Genomic DNA, 18,314 nt, shown 5'->3' on the forward strand with positions numbered 1-18,314 from the left:
CATGTAAATTGAATATAACTTACAGACAGACTGCATGTAAATGAGCAAGACCACATCGGCAACGGTCAGGACCAACCGCGAGCGCACCGAAACCACCCGCCTCGCGCTGCTGGATGCCGCGCGCGCCCTCTTCGTCGACAAGGGCTACGGCGACACCTCCACGCCCGAGATCGCGGTGGCCGCGGGCATCACGCGCGGCGCGCTGTACCACCACTTCACCGACAAGCGCGACCTGTTCCGGCAGGTGCTGCTGCGCGAGGGCCAGGCCGTGGCGGCCGACATCGAGGCGGCCGCGCCCGAGCAGCTCACGCCGCGCGAGGCGCTGCTCGAGGGCAGCAAGGCCTACCTGAACGCGATGACGGCGCCGGGCCGCACGCGGCTGCTGCTGATCGACGGCCCCGCGGTGCTGGGCATGGAGGAGATCGTGGCCATGGACAACGCGACCTCGGCCGCCTCGCTTCGAGAGGGACTGGCACGCGCCGGCGTGGGCAAGGACGAGGTCTCGCTCGACGCCATCACCCCCCTGCTCGCGGCGGCCTTCGACCGGGCCGCGCTGGCCATCGACGCCGGTGCCGGCGTGGAGGAAACCCGCACGGCGATGCTGTGGCTGCTGGAACGCACGCTGGGCCCTGCCAGGAAGCGCTGACGATGCCGGACAAGCCGTGGTGCCGCGCTTCGCACGCGCCTACAGCGCCCGCCGCCCCCTGCCGACAGCAAGGCCTCGAAGGAAGCGCAATGCTGATTTCGTCTTCAACACAGCAGAGGAGTCATCGCGTGAATTCCATCATCTACATCGTCGGTCTGGTCGTGGTCGTCGTCGCCGTTCTCTCGTTCTTCGGCCTCCGCTAGGCCCACGCGCATCCCCTGAAACGGGGCCGTTCGCGGCCCCGTTCTTCGTCGTGGCCGGCCGGAACGTGCCGGGCATAATTTGCGCGCCCCTGCACCGCACGGGGCCTCATTGAGCGACATCGACTGGCTGCGAAGGGACCCTGTTGACCAACACCGCGCTGCGCGAACCTGCCTTTCCGGATGCGGTGATCACCGAGGCGATCCGATGGACCGAACAAAGCGGTCCGCTAGACGACGCGCAGGCCCTGCGCCTGGCTGCTTCCCATACAGCCGATGCCCACGGGCGAATCACCCAGCGCGCGCTGCTGCTCGGCGAGCGCATCGGCCTCCAGCCCGAACTCGCGCGTGCCCGGCAATGGGCGCCCTGGGTGCTGCTCGGACTCGCGGCGCTGATCGTGGTCGCGGGTCTGGGGCTGGCGGGCAACGTGGTCGGCGGCGGCGAGCGCCACATCAACGTGATCGTCGCGCTCGCGAGCCTGCTGGGCCTGCATGCGCTGACGCTGCTGCTCTGGCTCCTGGGCCTGTGGCTGCCGCTCGGCTCCGTCAACACCGCGTCGCTCGGCTGGATCTGGCTGTCGCTCACCGCGCGAGTTGCCGGCGGCAAGCGCGGGCAGGCTCCCGTGCTGGTGCGCGCGGCCACGGGGCTGCTGTCGCGCGCGAAGCTGCTGCCCTGGGCCTTCGGGCTGGTGAGCCACGGCATCTGGTCGCTGTCGTTCGCGGTGGTGCTGGCCGCGATGCTGTTCGCGCTCGCGTTCCGCAGCTACACGCTGAGCTGGGAAACGACGATCCTCGATCCGGAATTCTTCGTGCGCGCGGTGCAGGCGCTGGGCTGGGCGCCGGCGAAGCTCGGCTTTCCCGTGCCCGATGCCGCCACCGTGATGGCCGCCGCCCCCGGCTCCGCCGGCCAGCGCACCTGGGCGCTGTGGCTCACCGGCTGCATCGTCGTCTACGGACTGCTGCCGCGCCTCGTGCTGGCGCTGCTCAGCGCGGCCGTCCTGCGCAGCCGGCGCAAGGCGCTGCAACCCGAATGGCACGAGCCCTATTACCGCAAGCTGGCGGCCCGCTTCACCGCGCTGGCGCCGGCAACCATCGTCGACGCCGACCCGGGCCGCCTGCGCGGCGCCATGCCCGCAAGCCTGCCGGACTCGCAACTGCATGACGCCCTCTTCGTCATCGGCTTCGAATTGCCGCCGGACACGCCCTGGCCGCCGGCCGCGCTTCCCGCCGAACTCGCAACGCACGCGCAGCGCATCGACGGCAGTGCCCCCGCGCGACGCGCCCTGCTCGACCAGCTGGCGCAGGCCCGCCCGCGCACGGCGCTGGTGGTCTGCCATGCGGCATCGAGCCCCGACCGGGGCACCGAACGCTTCCTGCGCGAGGTGCTGATGCATTGCGGCGAATGCCGTCTGTGGCTGACTGGCGCCCCCGATGCCGGCGCCACGCAACGCTGGCTCGACTGGCTGCGCGACACCGGACTGGAGCGCATCACGGCCAGCGACCGCCTGGACATCGCGCCATGACGCAGCAGCAACAGCAAGCCGTCCGCATCGCCGTCGTTGGCCACACCAACGCGGGCAAGACTTCCCTGCTGCGCACGCTCACGCGGCGTGTCGACTTCGGCGAGGTGTCGCAGCGCCCGGGCACCACGCGCCATGTCGAGTCGGTCGATCTCGAGGTGAACGGCGAGGCCGCCGTGCGCTTCTTCGACACGCCCGGCCTCGAGGACGCCGTCGCGCTGCGCGAGCACCTTGCCGGCTTCGACGCGCAGGCGACACCGCCGGAGCGCATCCGCAAGTTCCTGCAGGGTCCCGAGGCCCACGGCGTGTTCGAGCAGGAGGCCAAGGTGCTGCGCACCATGCTCGACATCGACGCGGCCTTCCTGGTCATCGACGTGCGCGAGCCGGTGCTGCCCAAGTTCCAAGACGAGATCGAGCTGCTCAACTCCTGCGCGCGCCCGGTGCTGCCGGTGCTGAACTTCGTGCGCGACGCCGCCAGCCGCGAGCCCGCCTGGAAAGAACTGCTCTCCGCCTACGGCCTGCACGTGCAGGTGCGCTTCGATGCGGCGGCGCCCTTCGTCGGCGCCGAGCAGGACCTGTACGACGACCTCGCCACGCTGCTGCGCGATCGCCGCGACCTGCTGCGCGGCGTGGTCGACGCGCTGGCCTCCGAAGCGGCCGAACGCAGGCAGTCGGCATGCACGCGCATCGCCGGCCTGCTGGTCGATGCCGCCGCGGTGCGGCGCACGGTCTCATCCACCGAATTCGCCGACGATGCGCGCCGCAAGGCGCTCGTCGCGGCGCTGCAGAAGGCCGTGTTCGACAAGGCCCAGCGCTGCACCGACGACCTGCTCGCGCTCTACGGCTTCCGCCAGGGCGACGCCGACGAAGCCCCGCTGCCGATCATCGAAGGCCGCTGGACGCTCGACTTCTTCAGCCCCGAGGCCATGAAGGACGCGGGCCTGCGCCTGGGCAAGGGCGCGGTCATCGGCGCCGCTGTGGGCGTGGTGGCCGACCTCGCCGTGGCCGGCATCTCGCTCGGCGCGGGCGCTGCCCTCGGCGGTGCCATCGGCGGCGCGGTGTCGCAAGGCTGGGGGCCGCTGGGCCGCAAGCTGGCCAACAAGCTGCGCGATGTGCACGAGCTCACAGTGGAAGACGGCGTGCTGTTCACGCTGGTCGCGTGGCAGCTGAAGCTCACGCAGGCGCTGGAGCAGCGCGGCCACGCCGCCACTCAGCGCATCGCCGCCGAGTCGCCCAGGGACGGCGACGCCCCCACGCGGGCCGCCGCGGCTGCCGTACGCGGTGCGCAGCCGGCACGCAACCACCCCGAGTGGGAGTCGGGCGGCATCGCCACGCGCAGCTTCTGGCGCCCTTCGCCGCAGCGCGAGGCGCTGGTGGCTGAGCTGTCGCTGGCGCTGCAGCGCGCCTTCGTCGAAACGCCCTAGTTCGCCAGCGCCTGCAGCCGTGCGTAGTCGCCCGGGCGCGCACCGAGCTGCTCGGGCGTGGAGCGCTTGACGACCCGCTCCAGGAACGGCTGCCGGTTGGCCTGCGTCACGGTCATGCCCTTGTCGCGCAGGAATTTCTCGTCTTCCAGCTCGCCCGCGATCACGCCGACGTTGGTCCACTTGGCGGTTTCCGCGAGCACCTTCTCGACCATCGCCTGCTGCTGCGGCGTCATCCGGCCCCACGCGGCCTTGCCGATGACGATGCCCAGCGTGTCGTAGACGTGCGCGGTGAGCAGCACGTACTTCTGTACCTCGAAGAGCTTCTTCGACTTGACGATGTCCAGCGGGTTTTCCTGCGCCTCCACCTCGTTCTTCTTGAGCGAGCCGTAGAGGCTCATGAAGGGCAGCGTCACCGGCTTGGCGTCGAGCGCGGTGGCGAAGAGCTGGTAGGCGGCAGCGGCGGGAACGTACAGGCGCAGGTCGCGGAAGTCCTCGGGCCTGGCCAGGGGCTTCGCCGAGGTGACCTGGCGCGCACCGTAGTAGACGGAAGCGACCATGCGGTTGCCGCTCTTCTCGTTGTAGCCCTTCATCAGCTCCGCCAGCAACGGGCTCGCGAGGTACTTGCGCATGTGGTCGAGGTCCTTGAAGGCGAAGGGATAGCTCCCCAGGCTCAGCGGCGGATAGCCCTCGGCCAGCGTGGCCTGCCCGACGTAGGCGATCTGCACCGAGTCGTTCGCCAGCATCAGCGGAAAGTCGCCCTCCTGCCCCAGCTTCGAGGATGGCACCACCTCGATCTTGATCTTGCCTTCGGACTGCTCGGCGATCTTGCGCGCCGCCAGCTCGGCCTGCTGGTGGAAGATGCTCGCGGGCTCGTACACATGGCCCCACTTGAACTGCAGCACCTGGGCATGGGCCACCGCCACTGCGGCGAACGCCATGCAAAAGAGCAAGCCGGCGCGGCGCCGCGGCAACAAGCTTTTCATCGACTCTCCCTCGGGTTGAAAACAGTCCGGCCACATGCAAGATCGGCGCCATGGCTGCAGGCGGACGCCGGGCGAATTCGTCCGGCGCGGGAATCGTAAGGATTTGATACAAACATCGGGAGCGGGTTTGCCCGACTCCTGTCGGCGCGCCTACGATGCCTGCCCACCAGACCAGAACCGGAGGAGACCCCGCATGTCGTTCCTGAATGCCTACGTGCTTCCGCTCACCGTGCTCGCCGCACTCGGATCGGGGCTCATCGCGGGCCTGTTCTTCACCTTCTCGAACACCATCATGAAGGCGCTCTCGCGCATGCCGCCCGAGCAGGGCATGGCGGCGATGCAGCACATCAACGTCGTCATCCTCAACCCGGTGTTCCTCGGCATCTTCGTGGGCACCGCCGTGCTGGGCGTGGTGCTGGGGCTGCGCGCGGTGCTGACGCCGGCCGGCTGGATCTCCGTGTGGCTGATCGTGGGAGCGCTCGCCTACGTGGTGGGCTCCTTCGCGCTCACGCGCATCGTCAACGTGCCGATGAACGACGCGCTCGCGCGGGCCGACGCCACCGCGGCCGTCGCGGCCGTGCAGTGGCCGGCGTATGTGGAGCCGTGGCTGCGCTGGAACCATGTGCGCACGGTGGCCTCCATCGTGGCGGCGCTGGCCTTCACGCTGGCCGCAGTCCAGATGAGCCGCGCCACCGCGGCGTGACGAGAAACCCGGACCCGCCATGCCCGCCCTCCGCCACATCCTTCACCGGCTTCTCGTCGCCATCGGCATGCTGATGCTGCTTCAGCAAGCCTCGCTGGCGCAGTCGTCGCCCGATCGCATCTCCCTCACGCAACAGCCCGGCTCCTATGTGCTCACGGTGCCGGCCAGCCGGTTGAGCCTCGCGGTTCCCTCGGACAGGCTGGTCCAGGGCAACCCGCGCGCGGGCGGCGCAACGAACAATCCGCGGTACTTCTTTTTCTCGGACGAGGCACGCGGCCTGGTCATCTCGGGCTGGTTCGAGCCCGCCAGCCAGTTCCCGGGTGCCGACTCGGCATGGCAGGCCGACCTGGCCGCATCGAAGAAAAACGGCCTGCCGCCGCCGACCGACGTCTCTTCCGGCAAGGTCAACGACTGGGCCGTGGTCTTCTACGAACAACAGCTGCCCGGCATCTCCAACTCCCACGTGCGGGCCCACTACGTCCGCGCAGGCACCTGGATCGACGTGCACATTTCGGTGACGACTCTCGGCGCCGGCAACTCCAATCGCGAAACCGTGACCGCCGTGCTCAATTCGCTCGCCGTATCGGAAAAGAAATCGCAGGCCACGCCATGACAGCCACGCTTCGCGCCATTCGCGCCGACATCACGACACTGCAGGTCGACGCCATCGTCAACGCGGCCAACTCCTCGCTGCTCGGCGGCGGTGGCGTGGACGGCGCGATCCACCGCGCGGCGGGGCCCGAGCTGGTGCACGAATGCCGGCTGCTGGGCGGCTGCAAGACGGGCGATGCGAAGCTCACGAAGGGCTATCGCCTGCCCGCGCGCTTCATCGTCCACACGGTCGGCCCCGTCTGGCGAGGCGGCGAATCGGGCGAGCCCGAACTGCTCGCGTCGTGCTACCGCCGCTCGATGGCGCTGGCCGCCGGGCAAGGCGTGCGCAGCATCGCATTCCCCAGCATCAGTACCGGCATCTACGGCTATCCCGTCGAGCTGGCGTCGAAGATCGCGGTGGACACCGTGCGCGAGGCATTGGCGGGCTCCACGACGTTGGAGGAAGTCGTCTTCTGCTGCTTCTCGCCGGGCGACCTCGCGGTCTACGAGGCGGCGCTGGCATAGCCGGCACCGCCGACAGGAAGAATCCCCCACACAACGAGCCCCACACCCATGTCCGAATCACCCTTCGAGCCCGACGACAACGCCGCCGGCAGCAATGCCGGCATGCGCAAGGGCCTGACCAGCTACGGCGACCGCGGCTTCTCGCTCTTCCTGCGCAAGGCCTTCATCAAGGGCGCGGGCTACACCGATGCCGCGCTCGACCGCCCGGTGGTCGGCATCGCCGACACCGGCAGCGCCTACAACCCCTGCCACGGCAACGCACCGCAGCTCATCGAGGCCGTCAAGCGCGGCGTGATGCTCGCGGGCGGCCTGCCGATGGAGTTTCCGACCATCTCGGTGCACGAGAGCTTCGCCGCGCCGACCAGCATGTATCTGCGCAACCTGATGGCCATGGACACCGAGGAGATGGTGCGCGCGCAGCCCATGGACGCGGTGGTGCTCATCGGCGGCTGCGACAAGACCGTGCCGGCGCAGCTCATGGGCGCCGCCTCGGCCGGCCTGCCCACCATCCAGCTCATCACCGGCTCGATGCTCACCGGCAGCCATCGAGGCGAGCGCGTGGGCGCGTGCACCGACTGCCGGCGCTACTGGGCCAGGTACCGCGCGGGCGAGATCGACGCGGAAGAAACCGCCGACGTCAACAACCAGCTGGTGGCGAGCGTGGGCACCTGCTCGGTCATGGGCACGGCAAGCACCATGGCCTGCATCGCCGAGGCGCTGGGCATGACGGTGCCGGGCGGTGCCTCTCCGCCCGCGGTCACGGCCGACCGCATCCGCATCGCCGAGCAGACCGGCGCACAGGCGGTGCAGATCGCGCGCGAGCGCCTCACCATCGACAAGGTGCTGACCCCGGCTGCCTTCGAGAACGCGATGCGCGTGCTGCTGGCCATCGGCGGCTCGACCAACGGCATCGTGCACCTCGCGGCCATCGCCGGGCGCATGGGCCTGGACATCGACCTGCACGCGCTCGACCGCATGGGCCGCGAGACGCCGGTGCTGCTCGACCTGAAGCCCTCGGGCCAGCACTACATGGAAGACTTCCACGCCGCCGGCGGCATGGCCACGCTGCTGCGCGAACTCAAGCCGCTGCTGCACCTCGACGCGCTCACCGTCACCGGCCGCACGCTGGGCGAGGAGATCGAGCGCGCCGGGCCAGGCTTCAGACAGGACGTGGTGCGGACGGCGACGCGGCCGATCTACCCGCAGGGCGGCATCGCAGTGCTGTGGGGCAACCTGGCGCCGGGCAGCGCGATCATCAAGCAGTCGGCCGCCGACCCTGCGCTGATGGAGCACGAGGGCCGAGCGGTGGTCTTCGAGAACGCGGAAGACCTTGCGCGGCGCATCGACAGCGACGAGCTCGACGTCGCGCCGCACGACGTGCTGGTGCTCAAGAACATCGGCCCCAAGGGCGCGCCGGGCATGCCCGAGGCGGGCTACATCCCGATCCCGCGCAAGCTAGCGCGCGCCGGCGTGAAAGACATGGTGCGCATCTCCGACGGCCGCATGAGCGGCACCGCCTTCGGCACCATCGTGCTGCACGTGACGCCGGAGTCGGCCATCGGCGGGCCGCTGGCCTACGTGCGCAGCGGCGACCGCATCCGGCTCAGCGTCGCGAACCGCGAGATCTCGCTGCTGGTGGCCGACGACGAACTGGCGCGCCGTGCGAAGGAAGCCCCCGTGATCGAGCCCACCGCCGAGCGCGGCTACCGCAAGCTGTTCCTGCAGACGGTGACGCAGGCCGACAAGGGCGTGGACTTCGACTTCCTCCGCGCGCCGGACACCCTGGGCAAGGTGCCGCGCTAGCCCCCGCACAATGCACGCATGACCAACGACTTCTACGACGAACTCGCACCGCTCTATCACCTGATCTATCCGGACTGGAACGAGAGCATCCGCGTGCAGGGCGACAGGCTCTCGCAGCTCATCGCTTCCGAATGGCCCGGCGCTGGCGCGCATCGCAAGGTGCTCGACGTGTCATGCGGCATCGGCACGCAGACGCTGGGACTGGCGGCGCTCGGCCATGCGGTGACGGCTTCGGACCTGTCGCCCGAAGAGATCGAGCGCGCGAAGCGGGAAGCCGGCCAGCGTGGCCTCGACATCGCCTTCTCGGTGTGCGACATGCGCGAGGCGCACACGCACCACGGCGGCGGCTTCGACATCGTGATCTCGTGCGACAACTCGATGCCGCACCTGCAGACCGACGCAGACCTGCTCACCGCCCTGCGCCAGATGACGGCCTGCCTGCGCCCCGGCGGCGGCTGCGTCGTGAGCGTGCGCGACTACGCGAAGGAAGAGCGCGGCAGCAACCTCGTGAAGCACTACGGCGCGCGCGTGGAGGACGGCAAGCGCCACGTGCTGTTCCAGGTCTGGGACTTCGACAACGGAGGCACCGGCGATCACTACGACCTGGGCTTCTTCTTCGTCACCGAAGACCTCGCCACCGGCGCCGTGAGCACGCGCGTGATGCGCTCGCGCTACTACGCCGTTCCGACGACGCGGCTATGCGAGCTGATGCAGGAAGCGGGGCTGCAGGACGTGCGGCGCATCGACGGCACCTTCTTCCAGCCGGTGCTGGTGGGCACGCGGCGCTGAGCCTTCGGGCCCGGCTCACCTCTTCATGCGCAGCATCGAGCGCATGCCGGCAAGGAACTGCTCGTCGGTGCTGTTCCACCGCGCATCCGCCAGGTGCGCGCTGTCCGGCCCGGCCGGAAAGCGCAGCCGCTGCGACTCTTCCGTCGCCGCGGCGAAGACGGCCTCCGCGACCTGGTCGGGCGTCGTCACCGCGCCGGCGTTCGCGAACTGCGCCATGAGCTGCCCCGCGTAGGCCTGGTACGGCGGCGAGATCAAGCCGTTCATGCGCTCCATGCCGTTGGCCGTGAAGGCCGTTCCGGGGCCGTAGCCGGGCTCGACGAGCCTGACGCGCACGCCGACCGATTCGAGTTCGAAGAACAGGGCCTCGGTGAAGCCTTCGATGGCGAACTTGCTCGCCGCATAAGGCGCGACCAGCGGCATGCCCGCGAAGCAGACGCTGGAGGTGACGTTGACGATGGTCCCGTCCCCGCGCTCGCGCATGAGCGGAACCACGGCCTGGGTCATTGCCATGACGCCGAAGGTGTTCGTCTCGAACACTTCGCGGATGGTGTCCATCGGCGTGACTTCGAGGGCCGAGAACAGGCCGATGCCGGCGTTGTTCACCAGCGCGTCGATGCTGCCGAAGGCTGCCGTGGCTTCGCCGATGGCGTGCGCGATGCCGCCGGCATCCGTCACGTCGAGGCGGACCACGCGAAGGCGCGGCGACGGCTCGCCCAGCAGTGACGGATCGGGCCTGCGCATCGTCGCGACGACGTTCCAGCCCTGTTTCAGGAAGTGCTCTGCCGTGGCCTTGCCATAGCCCGAGGAGCAGCCGGTGATGAGTGCGGTTTTCAAGTTCGGTTTCCTTTCAAGACCGGGCGATGCTAGGTTTGTTGACAGAGACGATCCATCGCGTGCAATCTCAGTTTCATGCGTGATCGTCTAAATCCGGACCCACTGGCTTCCATCGTGGCCCTGCTCCGTCCGCGGACCGTGCTCTCGAAGTTCATCAGCGGTGCAGGCAGCTGGGCCGTGCAGTACCCGAACCACGGGCATCCCAGCTTCTGCCTGATGCTCGAGGGCTCCTGCTGGCTGAGCCTGGATGCCGCGGAGCCCTTCCTGATGGAGGCCGGCGACTACGTCCTGCTGCCCGCGACGCCCGGCTTCCGCATGGGCAGCGACCTCGAGGCCATGAAGCGCCCCACCATGCGCGTCGCCGATGCGAGCCCGGTGGGAGAAATTCGTCATGGCGCGCAGGAAGACGAGGCGGCCGTCCGGATGCTCGGCGGCTACTTCCTGTTCGATCCGACGAGCGCACCGCTGCTCGTGGGGCTCCTGCCGGCGGTGGTCCACATAAGGGCCAGCGACGCCGGCGCGGCGCGCCTGAGCTGGATCGCGCGCGCCATCGACGAGGAGAACACGACGCCCAGGCCCGGCGGCGACGCCATCCTGCAGCGCCTCGTGGAGATCATGCTGATCGAGGCCCTGCGCTGGCATCCGGCGCAGGACGATGCACCGATCTCCGGCCTGCTGGCGGGCCTCGCGAACGCGCGAATGGCGCAGGCGCTGCGGCTCATCCACGAGGACGTGGCGCGGCGCTGGACCATCGAGGATCTCGCGAGGAAGGTGGGCATGTCGCGCGCAGCGTTTGCCTCGCACTTCGCTCGCATCCTCGGCGTGCCGCCGATGGAATACGTGCTGCGATGGCGCATGGCGCTTGCCAGGGACATGCTGTGGCACGACGGCCTCTCGCTCGGCGAGGTCGCGCATGCCATCGGCTATCAATCGGCCAGTGCGTTCAGCACCGCCTTCAGCCGTTCGGTGGGGCAGTCTCCGAGCTCGTTCGCGCGCACCGGCCGCGTGGGCAGCAGCAGCGGCACCTGAGCGGGCTCGCTCCGGCGCAGCGGCCCCTGGCTGGTCACTGTCCCGTCACGGGGCAAACCTAGCATCCGGCCGCCTTCGTTTCTCTTTCAACAACATCTGAAAACCACATATGAAAAAGAGCGTTCCTGCGCCTGCGCCCCGCCCCGTTCTCGCCACCATCGCAGCCATCGGCGGCAGCCTGGTGATAGCCGCCTGCGGTGGCGGTAACGGAGGAGGCATCTCGCTTCCGGTCCTTCCGCCCGCACCGGCCCCCGCCCCAACGCCGGCTCCCCCTGCTCCCACGCCGCTGGGCACGCTCGACGGCTCCGTGCCCCTGGTCATCGGCCACCGCGGCCTGCCGGGCCTGTACCCCGAGGAAACCAAGGTTGCTTATGAAGCCGCGGCCGATGCCGGCGCCGATTCGCTCGAGACCGACCTGCACCTCACCAAGGACTGCGTGCTCGTCGCGCGCCACAACCCCTGGCTGAGCGACAACACCAACATCGCCGACGTCGCCCAGACCAACGCGACGGTCGCGGGCCGCAAGCGCACCGTGCCCGGCGTGCTGGTCAACGTGAAGTACCCGCCCATCGAGGCCAACGGCCCGGCCCAGTACCTGAGCGACCTGACCGACCCCAACGATCCGAAGTCGGTGCTCAAGTCGCTCATCGTCGACGGCGAGGATCACACCAACGACTGGTCCATCACCGACTTCACGATGGACGAGCTGCGCCAGTGGATCCGCGGCACCACCTACGACGCCAAGGACCAGCGCCCCACCGACCTCAACGGCAAGCTGCCGATCATCAGCTTCCAGGAACTGATCGACATCGCCAAGGCCAAGAGCGCCGCCACCGGCCGCACGCTCACCGTGTATCCGGAAACGAAGAACCCGATCTGGAACAACGCGCAGGCCATCGCCAACGGCTGCGGCCCGGCGGGCAGCCATCCGCTGGAAGACGCGCTGCTGAAGGTCATGAACTTCAACGACCTCAACCGCAAGGACGCGCCGATCTTCGTGCAGAGCTTCGAGCCCGAAAGCCTGAAGTACCTGCGCTCGGCCGGCATGAAGGCCCGCGCGGTGCAGCTGGTGGACGGCAACGACGTCAACTACCAGACCGGCGAGATGATCTACGTCACCAAGGACGTCTACACCTTCGTCGACGGCCGCCCCTACAGCTGGACGCTGGCCGGCAACCCGAAGTGGTTCGGCGAGATGCTCACGCCCGCCGGCCTGGCCGAGGTCAAGACCTATGCCGACGGCATCGGCCCCTGGAAGCCGCAGGTGATGGCGCACACCATCGTGCCCTTCGTCGCGGGCAAGGGCCTGGCCGACGTGAACACCATCAAGCCCACCAGCCTGATCGCCGACGCGCACAAGGCAGGCCTCTTCGTGCACAGCTACACCTTCCGCAACGAGGCGAAATACCTGGCGGGCGTGTACAAGGGAGACCCGACGGCCGAGTACCTTGCCTACTTCCGCGCCGGCATCGACGGCGTGTTCTCGGACTTCGCGAACACAGCGTTCGCGGCACGCAAGACCTACCTGAAGGAAACGGGCCGCTGAGGCGCCGCGGCGGGCAAGGCAAAGCACGGCGATGTACCCAGGCGAACGGCTCAACGGATACAGCCATCTGCTGGGCCTGGTGCTCGCGCTGCCGGCCATGGCATTGCTGCTCGTGAAGACCGTGCCCACCGGCGACCCCGCGCGCATCGCGGGGGCGCTGGTGTTCTCGCTCTCGGCCGTGGCGCTCTACGCGGCCTCTACCCTCTTTCACAGCACGCGAGGGCGCCTCAAGGGCGTTTGGGAGCGCGCCGACCATTGCGCCATCTACCTGCTGATCGCGGGCACCTACACGCCCTTCGCGCTGGTCACGATGGAAGGTCTCTGGGGCTGCCTGCTGCTGGCGGCGATCTGGGGCGTGGCGCTTTTCGGCATCCGGCGCGAGCTGATGCCGGCGAGGAACGGCATGCCGAAGAAACCTTCGCTGCCGCTGTACATCGGCCTTGGCTGGCTCGTCGTGCTGGCCGCCGCGCCGCTGGCCGCGCGGCTCGACTCGGAGGGCCTGATGTGGCTCCTGATCGGCGGAGCCTTCTACACGACGGGCACGGTGTTCTATCGCAACCGGTCAGGCTTCAGGCATGCGCACGGGGCGTGGCACCTGTTCGTGCTCGCGGGAACGACGAGCCACTACGTGGCGGTGGGCTGGTTCGTGCTTTAGCTCCCCGCTGCCGGTCGCGGGGATAATCGCCGACCGATGATCGTCCGACCCCGCCCCCACTGGCTGCGCATGCTCTTCGTATGGCGCGGCTCCGTCCTGTCGGACATCGCACCCCAGCTCCTGTGGACCACCGCCTTCGCGGTACTGGTGACGGTGTTGCACGGCCGCCTGTTCCAGTGGAAGGTACCGCTCAACTTCGTGCCCTTCTCCCTCATCGGCCTGACGCTGGCCATCTTCCTGGGCTTTCGCAACAGCACGAGCTATTCACGCTTCTGGGAGGCCCGCACGCTGTGGGGCACGCTGCTGAACGAAACCCGTGCGCTGGTCCGGCAGGCACTGACCCTCACGGAAGGCCCTTCCGAAGCCCGCACGGCCGCGATGCGCCTCATAGCCTTCGTCCATGCGCTTCGCCACCAGTTGCGCGGCACCGATCCGGCGGCCGACCTGGCCCGCCTGCTGCCCGACGAGGACTGCGCCCGCCTGCGCACCGCGCGCTTCAAGCCGGCGATGCTGCTGCTGATGGTGGGCGAATGGATGCGCGACCAGCGCAAACAAGGCCGGCTCGACCCGTCGCTGGTGCAGGCCATGGAGCTCCCGCTGGGGCGGCTGACCGAAGCGCTGGGCGGTTGCGAGCGCATCGCGAGCACGCCGATACCGTTCACCTACTCCGTCATCATCCACCGCACCATCTACCTGTATTGCATGCTGCTGCCCTTCGGGCTGGTGGATGCCATCGGCCCGATGACGCCGGTGGTGGTCGCCTTCATCGCCTACACCTTCTTCGCGCTGGAAGCATTGGGCGCGGAAATCGAGGAGCCCTTCGGCACGCAGCCCAACGACCTGGCGCTGGATGCGATGTCGCGCACCATCGAGTCGACCCTGCGCGAGATGCTCGGCGAGCACCAGCCGGAGCCGTCGGCCGGGGCCGAACCCGCCGACTACCTGCAGACCTGAACGGGCCTGCCCGGCTCAGAGCATCTTCACCGCCACCTGCCGCAGCCCCCGCAAGTGGCGCGGCCCCAGGCGCGAATCGCCGGCGGAGATCAGGCAGATCGTGCCCAGGTGCGCATCAAGCGCCTCGCCGTTCTTCTCGTAGAGCACCAGCACCTTCTCGCCGATGGTGCTGTTGTAGAGCTCGTTCCAGCTGAAGATGGCCTGGTAGCCGTCGTCGCCGCGCGCGACCACCACGCAGCGCTTGAGCTCCGAGCGCGGCCTCTCCGAGAGCCCGCAGGCATCGAGCAGGTCTATGAGACGCGCGCCGGCATAGCTGTCCACCTGCGCCACGGGCCGGCCCGAATAGCACAGCACCTGCGTGGGACCCAGGTCGTGCCTCGGCAGCCCTTCGAGTGCTTCGAGCGCGAAGGAGCCCGGCCGCGGCACGAGGCCCAGGACCTCCAGCACGCTGTTCCCCGCGAGGAACGATGAATCCACAGGCGATTCGCGGAGTGCGGGGCTTGCAACGGCATCTGTGTTCATCGTCGCTTCCATGTGTTCGTTTGACGGATGGGCGGGATCTTGCGGCAGGAACCCGGTAGGCGCGATCCACTTTCGCATATCGCGCTCATCCGGATATTCTCGTTTCGTTATATTCATAAGAATACAGTGATGGCAGCCTTGCCCGACTTATGTTCATCCGACAGCTGAGTTACATCGTCGCGCTCGCGCAGGAAAAGCACTTCGGCCGCGCCGCCGCGGCATGCAACGTGTCGCAGCCCGCGCTCTCGGGCGCGATCCGCGGCATCGAGCAGGAGCTGGGTGTCGTCATCGTCCAGCGCGGCCGGCGCTTCGAGGGCTTCACCAAGGACGGCGAACGCGTGCTCGCATGGGCGCGCCGTGTGCTGGCGGATTGCGAGAACCTGCGCCAGGACGCCCGCGCCAGCGAGGACGACCCGGTCGGCACGCTGCGCATGGGCGTGATTCCTGCCTCCCTGCCGCTGGTGCCGATGCTCACCCAGTGCTGCCTGCAGCGCTACCCACGCATGCGGCACGAGATCTACACGCTGTCGGCCACCGAGATCCTGCGCAAGATCGGCGGCTTCGAGCTCGACCTGGGGCTCAGCTACCTCGACGACGAACGGCTCGACGCCTTCGCGACGCTGCCTGTCTTCCGCGAACGCTATGTGTTCGTCGCGGCCGAGAAGTCGATGCTCGAAGGCGTCGCATCGATGTCGTGGTCGGAAGCCGCAGGCTTTCCGCTTTGCCTCTTCACCACCAACATGCAGTGCCGGCGCGGCATGGACGCGGCCTTCGCGGCCGCGGGCGTGGAGGCCGCGCCGCAGGTCGAGACCGACTCCATGACCGCGCTGTGGGCCCACGTGCGCCGGGCCGGGCTCTACAGCATCCTGCCGCACAGCGTGCTTTGCCTGACGGAGCCGGCGCAGCAGCTCTTCTCGGTGCCGATGGTGCCGCAGCTCCAGCGCGACATCGGACTGGTGTTCTCGGGACAGCTGCCGCGCGCACCGCTGCTGGATGCGGCGATGCGCCAGTTCCGCGAGCTCGACCTGCAGGGCTGGGTGGACGGTTTCCTGCCTCAGCCCTGAACGCTCACCTCCGCACGGCCCTGCCGTACAGCCTGCCGATCACGACCAACAGGCATGCGCCGGCCAGCGTCGGCAGCACCAGGAAGTCCCACCCCGGCTGCGACAGGAAGACAATGACGGGGTTGCTGCCGGCAGGCGGATGCACCGTGTCGGTCGCCATCATGAGCATGGCTGCGCAAGCCCCCGCCGCAGCCATCGCCATCCAACCCGGCCCCAGCCAGTGGAGGAAGAGCAGGCCGATCGTCGACGACAGCAGGTGCCCGCCGATGACGCTCCTCGGCCTCGAGAACGCCGCATCCGGAAAGCCGAACAGCAGCACGCACGATGCGCCGAAGGAGCCGAGCACCCACGCATGGCCCGTGGCCGCGGCCAGCGCGCCCACGGTGGCCAGCGCCGCGAACGCGCCCAGGCCGGCCAGCAGGATGCCGGCGACCCGGCCGCGCCGCGACACGCCCGCGGCCTTCGCCGTGCTCGCAGAGGAGAAAAGAGGCACGCGGGCGTCCTTTCCTGCCTACTTCTTCGCGAAGCGCGCGGCCTCTTCCGAGCCCTTGGTCGCGTTGCCCGCGCTGTACGAATGCGCTCCCACGCCGGCCAGCTTGCCGCCCTGCACGATCAGGTATTCGTTGCGGATAGGCCGGTTCTCGAAATAGCACTCCAGGATCTCGCGCGTGCCCGCCGCGTAGCGGGCCTGCGCCGACAGGCTGGTGCCCGAGATGTGCGGCGTCATGCCGTGGTTCGGCATCGTGCGCCACGGATGGTCGGCCGGCGCGGGCTGCGGGAACCACACGTCGCCCGCATAGCCCGCGAGCTGGCCGCTTTCCAGCGCCGCGGCGATCGCGTCGCGGTCGCACAGCTTGCCGCGCGCGGTGTTGATCAGATAGGCGCCGCGCTTGAACTTCTTCAGCGTCTCGGCGTTGATCATGTGCTCCGTCTCGGGATGCAGCGGGCAGTTCAGCGTCACCACGTCGCACACCTTCGCCAGGCTCTCCAGGCTGGTGTGGTGGGTCAGGTTGAGTTCCTTCTCCACCGACTCGGGCAGGCGATGGCGGTCGAGGTAGTGCAGCTTCACGTCGAAGGGCTTGAGCAGGCGCAACACGCGCAGCCCGATGCGACCCGCCGCCACGGTGCCCACCTGCATGCCCTCGAGGTCGTAGGAGCGGGCCACGCAGTCGGCGATGTTCCAGCCACCCTTCACCACCCAGTTGTACGAGGGGATGTAGTTGCGCACCAGGCCCAGCGTCATCATCACGACGTGCTCGGCCACGCTGTTGCTGTTGCAGTAGGTGACCTCGGCCACCGTGATGCCGCGGTCCATCGCGGCCTGCAGGTCGGTGTGGTCGGAGCCGATGCCGGCGGTCACGATCATCCCGAGCTTCGGCGCCTTCGCGATGCGTTCGGCCGTCATGTAGGCGGGCCAGAAGGGTTGCGAGATCACGATCTCGGCGTCGTGCAGCTCGCGATCGAGCACGCTGTCGGCGCCGTCCTTGCTGGAGGTGACCACGAGCTCGTGGCCGTTCGATTCGAGGTACTTGCGCAGGCCCAGCTCGCCCGAGACGCTGCCCAGCAGCGTGCCCGGCTGGAAGTCGATGCGCCGCGGCGTGGGCAGCGTCTGCCCGTCGGGGTAGCGCTCCAGGTGCGGCAGGTCGTCGCGGGCATAGGTCCTGGGGTAGCCGGTGACGGGGTCGTCGTAGAGCACACAAACAATCTTGGCCATGTCTTTGGTTCCTGGTTTGAATGGCGCGCCGGATGACGTGCCTTGTTCGACAGCAGTGCCGCTGCCTGGAACGCATGTTTCCCGGATGGAGCTCCGGGTGCCAATCGTTTGATTCGACCGTGTGATAGGCCTGTCTTATCAGGCCACGTCGCGCACGGGAGGCAGTGGCCGGTCAGGCTTCCTTCCTGCCGTCCCTGAACGCCAGCACCACAATGCCCACGCGCAGACGGCGGCACCTGAGGAGCGCGCGGCCGAGCCGGGGCCGCGCATGCATGCTTGCTGGTAGTCTGGCGGCCCAGCATGACCTCGCACAGCATCATCCAACGCATCGCCCGCCCGGCCGGCGCCATGTTCCTGACCATCGCGGGCATGGCCGGCCTTCTCTCCGGCTGCGACCGCATCGGGTCTTCCGCCTCGACGCAATCCACGCAACCCAGTGCGGAAGAAATCGCCATCCGCACCGCACCTCCCGAGCAGGTGTTCCAGGGCACGCTGGCGGGCCAGACGGTGCATCTGGTCGTCCACGATTGCGAAGTCCTGAGCGTTCGGCAGACCGCACAGGGCCGGCTCGAATGGAAGAGCGTGCTGGCCCCGGAGCCCTATCCGTTCCCGACCTCGTGCGAGCGCCAGTCGCTGAGCTTCGATGCGGGACAGGTCACGGCGAGGCTCGGTCGACGCGCCTTCGGTGCCGGCGGCTGCTGCGCCAGCGGCGGCACCTATCGCTCCGCCGATGGCCTCATCTGGAAAAGGCTCTAGCGCCGAAGGCTTCATGGCCGGCCGGATAATCCGGCTCCTTCCATCACGAGGGGTAT

At 68.7% G+C, this 18,314-nt stretch carries 20 protein-coding genes; 15 read left to right on the forward strand and 5 right to left on the reverse strand.

Going from position 1 to position 18,314, the window contains the following annotated elements:
• Window positions 1–40 precede the first annotated feature (40 nt).
• The 4 genes from BMY35_RS16040 (at window position 41) to BMY35_RS16050 (ending at window position 3,790) form a co-directional block, all read left to right on the forward strand.
• On the forward strand, window positions 41–646 hold the full coding sequence (locus BMY35_RS16040; RefSeq protein WP_093200793.1) for a TetR/AcrR family transcriptional regulator: 606 nt from the start codon (window positions 41–43) through the stop codon (window positions 644–646).
• Window positions 647–648: 2 nt separating this feature from the next.
• Window positions 649–849 carry a hypothetical protein gene (locus BMY35_RS38540; RefSeq protein ID WP_143080693.1) on the forward strand — a complete coding sequence of 67 codons (201 nt, stop codon included), beginning with the start codon at window positions 649–651 and terminating at the stop codon, window positions 847–849.
• 143 nt (window positions 850–992) lie between these two features.
• Window positions 993–2,369, forward strand: a complete 1,377-nt coding sequence (locus BMY35_RS16045; RefSeq protein WP_093200796.1) for a DUF2868 domain-containing protein — start codon at window positions 993–995, stop codon at window positions 2,367–2,369.
• Window positions 2,366–3,790 carry a GTPase/DUF3482 domain-containing protein gene (locus BMY35_RS16050; RefSeq protein WP_093200798.1) on the forward strand — a complete coding sequence of 475 codons (1,425 nt, stop codon included), beginning with the start codon at window positions 2,366–2,368 and terminating at the stop codon, window positions 3,788–3,790. Before BMY35_RS16045 ends, BMY35_RS16050 begins: the two co-directional genes overlap by 4 nt.
• Here the strand turns inward: BMY35_RS16050 and BMY35_RS16055 are convergent.
• Complete coding sequence (locus BMY35_RS16055; RefSeq protein ID WP_093200801.1) at window positions 3,787–4,773, reverse strand: sialic acid TRAP transporter substrate-binding protein SiaP; 987 nt, start codon at window positions 4,771–4,773, stop codon at window positions 3,787–3,789. The two genes, BMY35_RS16050 and BMY35_RS16055, sit on opposite strands and share 4 nt — an antisense overlap.
• A gap of 193 nt (window positions 4,774–4,966) precedes the next feature.
• Between BMY35_RS16055 and BMY35_RS16060 the strand changes: the two genes are divergently transcribed.
• The 5 genes from BMY35_RS16060 to BMY35_RS16080 are packed head-to-tail and all read left to right on the forward strand — an operon-like array spanning window position 4,967 to window position 9,184.
• Complete coding sequence (locus BMY35_RS16060; RefSeq protein ID WP_093200804.1) at window positions 4,967–5,476, forward strand: anthrone oxygenase family protein; 510 nt, start codon at window positions 4,967–4,969, stop codon at window positions 5,474–5,476.
• 19 nt (window positions 5,477–5,495) lie between these two features.
• Window positions 5,496–6,089 carry a hypothetical protein gene (locus tag BMY35_RS16065; RefSeq protein WP_093200806.1) on the forward strand — a complete coding sequence of 198 codons (594 nt, stop codon included), beginning with the start codon at window positions 5,496–5,498 and terminating at the stop codon, window positions 6,087–6,089.
• A complete protein-coding gene (locus BMY35_RS16070; protein ID WP_093200809.1) occupies window positions 6,086–6,592 on the forward strand; it encodes an O-acetyl-ADP-ribose deacetylase in 507 nt (168 codons plus the stop codon). Before BMY35_RS16065 ends, BMY35_RS16070 begins: the two co-directional genes overlap by 4 nt.
• A gap of 48 nt (window positions 6,593–6,640) precedes the next feature.
• Window positions 6,641–8,395 (forward strand): IlvD/Edd family dehydratase, encoded by a 1,755-nt coding sequence (locus BMY35_RS16075; protein ID WP_093200811.1) that lies wholly within the window; start codon window positions 6,641–6,643, stop codon window positions 8,393–8,395.
• 18 nt (window positions 8,396–8,413) lie between these two features.
• Entirely contained in the window at window positions 8,414–9,184 is a 771-nt protein-coding gene (locus BMY35_RS16080; protein WP_093200814.1) for a class I SAM-dependent methyltransferase, read from the forward strand.
• A 15-nt stretch (window positions 9,185–9,199) separates the two neighbouring features.
• On the opposite strand, the gene BMY35_RS16085 is transcribed toward BMY35_RS16080, so the two are convergent.
• On the reverse strand, window positions 9,200–10,018 hold the full coding sequence (locus BMY35_RS16085) for an SDR family oxidoreductase (RefSeq protein WP_093200816.1): 819 nt from the start codon (window positions 10,016–10,018) through the stop codon (window positions 9,200–9,202).
• A gap of 75 nt (window positions 10,019–10,093) precedes the next feature.
• Between BMY35_RS16085 and BMY35_RS16090 the strand changes: the two genes are divergently transcribed.
• The 4 genes from BMY35_RS16090 (at window position 10,094) to BMY35_RS16105 (ending at window position 14,202) form a co-directional block, all read left to right on the forward strand.
• Window positions 10,094–11,047: an AraC family transcriptional regulator gene (locus BMY35_RS16090; RefSeq protein WP_093200819.1), complete on the forward strand. Its 954-nt coding sequence runs from the start codon at window positions 10,094–10,096 to the stop codon at window positions 11,045–11,047.
• Window positions 11,048–11,156: 109 nt separating this feature from the next.
• Window positions 11,157–12,593, forward strand: a complete 1,437-nt coding sequence (locus tag BMY35_RS16095) for a glycerophosphodiester phosphodiesterase family protein (RefSeq protein WP_093200821.1) — start codon at window positions 11,157–11,159, stop codon at window positions 12,591–12,593.
• Between the two features lie 31 nt (window positions 12,594–12,624).
• Window positions 12,625–13,248 carry a PAQR family membrane homeostasis protein TrhA gene (locus BMY35_RS16100; RefSeq protein ID WP_093200824.1) on the forward strand — a complete coding sequence of 208 codons (624 nt, stop codon included), beginning with the start codon at window positions 12,625–12,627 and terminating at the stop codon, window positions 13,246–13,248.
• A gap of 36 nt (window positions 13,249–13,284) precedes the next feature.
• Window positions 13,285–14,202, forward strand: coding sequence for a bestrophin family protein (locus tag BMY35_RS16105; RefSeq protein WP_093200826.1), 918 nt, complete (start codon window positions 13,285–13,287; stop codon window positions 14,200–14,202).
• Between the two features lie 15 nt (window positions 14,203–14,217).
• On the opposite strand, the gene BMY35_RS16110 is transcribed toward BMY35_RS16105, so the two are convergent.
• Window positions 14,218–14,724: a molybdopterin-binding protein gene (locus BMY35_RS16110; protein WP_143080694.1), complete on the reverse strand. Its 507-nt coding sequence runs from the start codon at window positions 14,722–14,724 to the stop codon at window positions 14,218–14,220.
• Between the two features lie 149 nt (window positions 14,725–14,873).
• On the opposite strand from BMY35_RS16110, the gene BMY35_RS16115 reads away from it, so the two are divergent.
• On the forward strand, window positions 14,874–15,788 hold the full coding sequence (locus tag BMY35_RS16115) for a LysR family transcriptional regulator (protein WP_093200831.1): 915 nt from the start codon (window positions 14,874–14,876) through the stop codon (window positions 15,786–15,788).
• Window positions 15,789–15,792: 4 nt separating this feature from the next.
• On the opposite strand, the gene BMY35_RS16120 is transcribed toward BMY35_RS16115, so the two are convergent.
• Window positions 15,793–16,281, reverse strand: a complete 489-nt coding sequence (locus tag BMY35_RS16120; protein ID WP_093200833.1) for an HPP family protein — start codon at window positions 16,279–16,281, stop codon at window positions 15,793–15,795.
• A gap of 18 nt (window positions 16,282–16,299) precedes the next feature.
• Complete coding sequence (locus BMY35_RS16125; RefSeq protein WP_093200836.1) at window positions 16,300–17,502, reverse strand: NAD-dependent formate dehydrogenase; 1,203 nt, start codon at window positions 17,500–17,502, stop codon at window positions 16,300–16,302.
• 300 nt (window positions 17,503–17,802) lie between these two features.
• On the opposite strand from BMY35_RS16125, the gene BMY35_RS16130 reads away from it, so the two are divergent.
• A complete protein-coding gene (locus BMY35_RS16130) occupies window positions 17,803–18,258 on the forward strand; it encodes a hypothetical protein (protein ID WP_256228561.1) in 456 nt (151 codons plus the stop codon).
• Window positions 18,259–18,314: the final 56 nt, after the last annotated feature.

Origin of the sequence: Variovorax sp. YR750 (assembly GCF_900109805.1) — a bacterium.
Taxonomy (GTDB): Bacteria; Pseudomonadota; Gammaproteobacteria; order Burkholderiales; family Burkholderiaceae_C; genus Variovorax; species Variovorax gossypii.

What these genes read in the sequence shown, in the direction of transcription:
- BMY35_RS16040 (WP_093200793.1), top strand. Translation starts at nt 41, where the DNA reads ATGAGCAAGACCACATCGGCAACGGTCAGGACCAACCGCGAGCGCACC.
- BMY35_RS38540 (WP_143080693.1), top strand. Translation starts at nt 649, where the DNA reads ATGCCGGACAAGCCGTGGTGCCGCGCTTCGCACGCGCCTACAGCGCCC.
- BMY35_RS16050 (WP_093200798.1), top strand. Translation starts at nt 2,366, where the DNA reads ATGACGCAGCAGCAACAGCAAGCCGTCCGCATCGCCGTCGTTGGCCAC.
- BMY35_RS16055 (WP_093200801.1), bottom strand. Translation starts at nt 4,773, where the DNA reads ATGAAAAGCTTGTTGCCGCGGCGCCGCGCCGGCTTGCTCTTTTGCATG.
- BMY35_RS16060 (WP_093200804.1), top strand. Translation starts at nt 4,967, where the DNA reads ATGTCGTTCCTGAATGCCTACGTGCTTCCGCTCACCGTGCTCGCCGCA.
- BMY35_RS16065 (WP_093200806.1), top strand. Translation starts at nt 5,496, where the DNA reads ATGCCCGCCCTCCGCCACATCCTTCACCGGCTTCTCGTCGCCATCGGC.
- BMY35_RS16070 (WP_093200809.1), top strand. Translation starts at nt 6,086, where the DNA reads ATGACAGCCACGCTTCGCGCCATTCGCGCCGACATCACGACACTGCAG.
- BMY35_RS16075 (WP_093200811.1), top strand. Translation starts at nt 6,641, where the DNA reads ATGTCCGAATCACCCTTCGAGCCCGACGACAACGCCGCCGGCAGCAAT.
- BMY35_RS16080 (WP_093200814.1), top strand. Translation starts at nt 8,414, where the DNA reads ATGACCAACGACTTCTACGACGAACTCGCACCGCTCTATCACCTGATC.
- BMY35_RS16090 (WP_093200819.1), top strand. Translation starts at nt 10,094, where the DNA reads ATGCGTGATCGTCTAAATCCGGACCCACTGGCTTCCATCGTGGCCCTG.
- BMY35_RS16095 (WP_093200821.1), top strand. Translation starts at nt 11,157, where the DNA reads ATGAAAAAGAGCGTTCCTGCGCCTGCGCCCCGCCCCGTTCTCGCCACC.
- BMY35_RS16100 (WP_093200824.1), top strand. Translation starts at nt 12,625, where the DNA reads ATGTACCCAGGCGAACGGCTCAACGGATACAGCCATCTGCTGGGCCTG.
- BMY35_RS16105 (WP_093200826.1), top strand. Translation starts at nt 13,285, where the DNA reads ATGATCGTCCGACCCCGCCCCCACTGGCTGCGCATGCTCTTCGTATGG.
- BMY35_RS16110 (WP_143080694.1), bottom strand. Translation starts at nt 14,724, where the DNA reads ATGAACACAGATGCCGTTGCAAGCCCCGCACTCCGCGAATCGCCTGTG.
- BMY35_RS16115 (WP_093200831.1), top strand. Translation starts at nt 14,874, where the DNA reads ATGTTCATCCGACAGCTGAGTTACATCGTCGCGCTCGCGCAGGAAAAG.
- BMY35_RS16125 (WP_093200836.1), bottom strand. Translation starts at nt 17,502, where the DNA reads ATGGCCAAGATTGTTTGTGTGCTCTACGACGACCCCGTCACCGGCTAC.
- BMY35_RS16130 (WP_256228561.1), top strand. Translation starts at nt 17,803, where the DNA reads ATGACCTCGCACAGCATCATCCAACGCATCGCCCGCCCGGCCGGCGCC.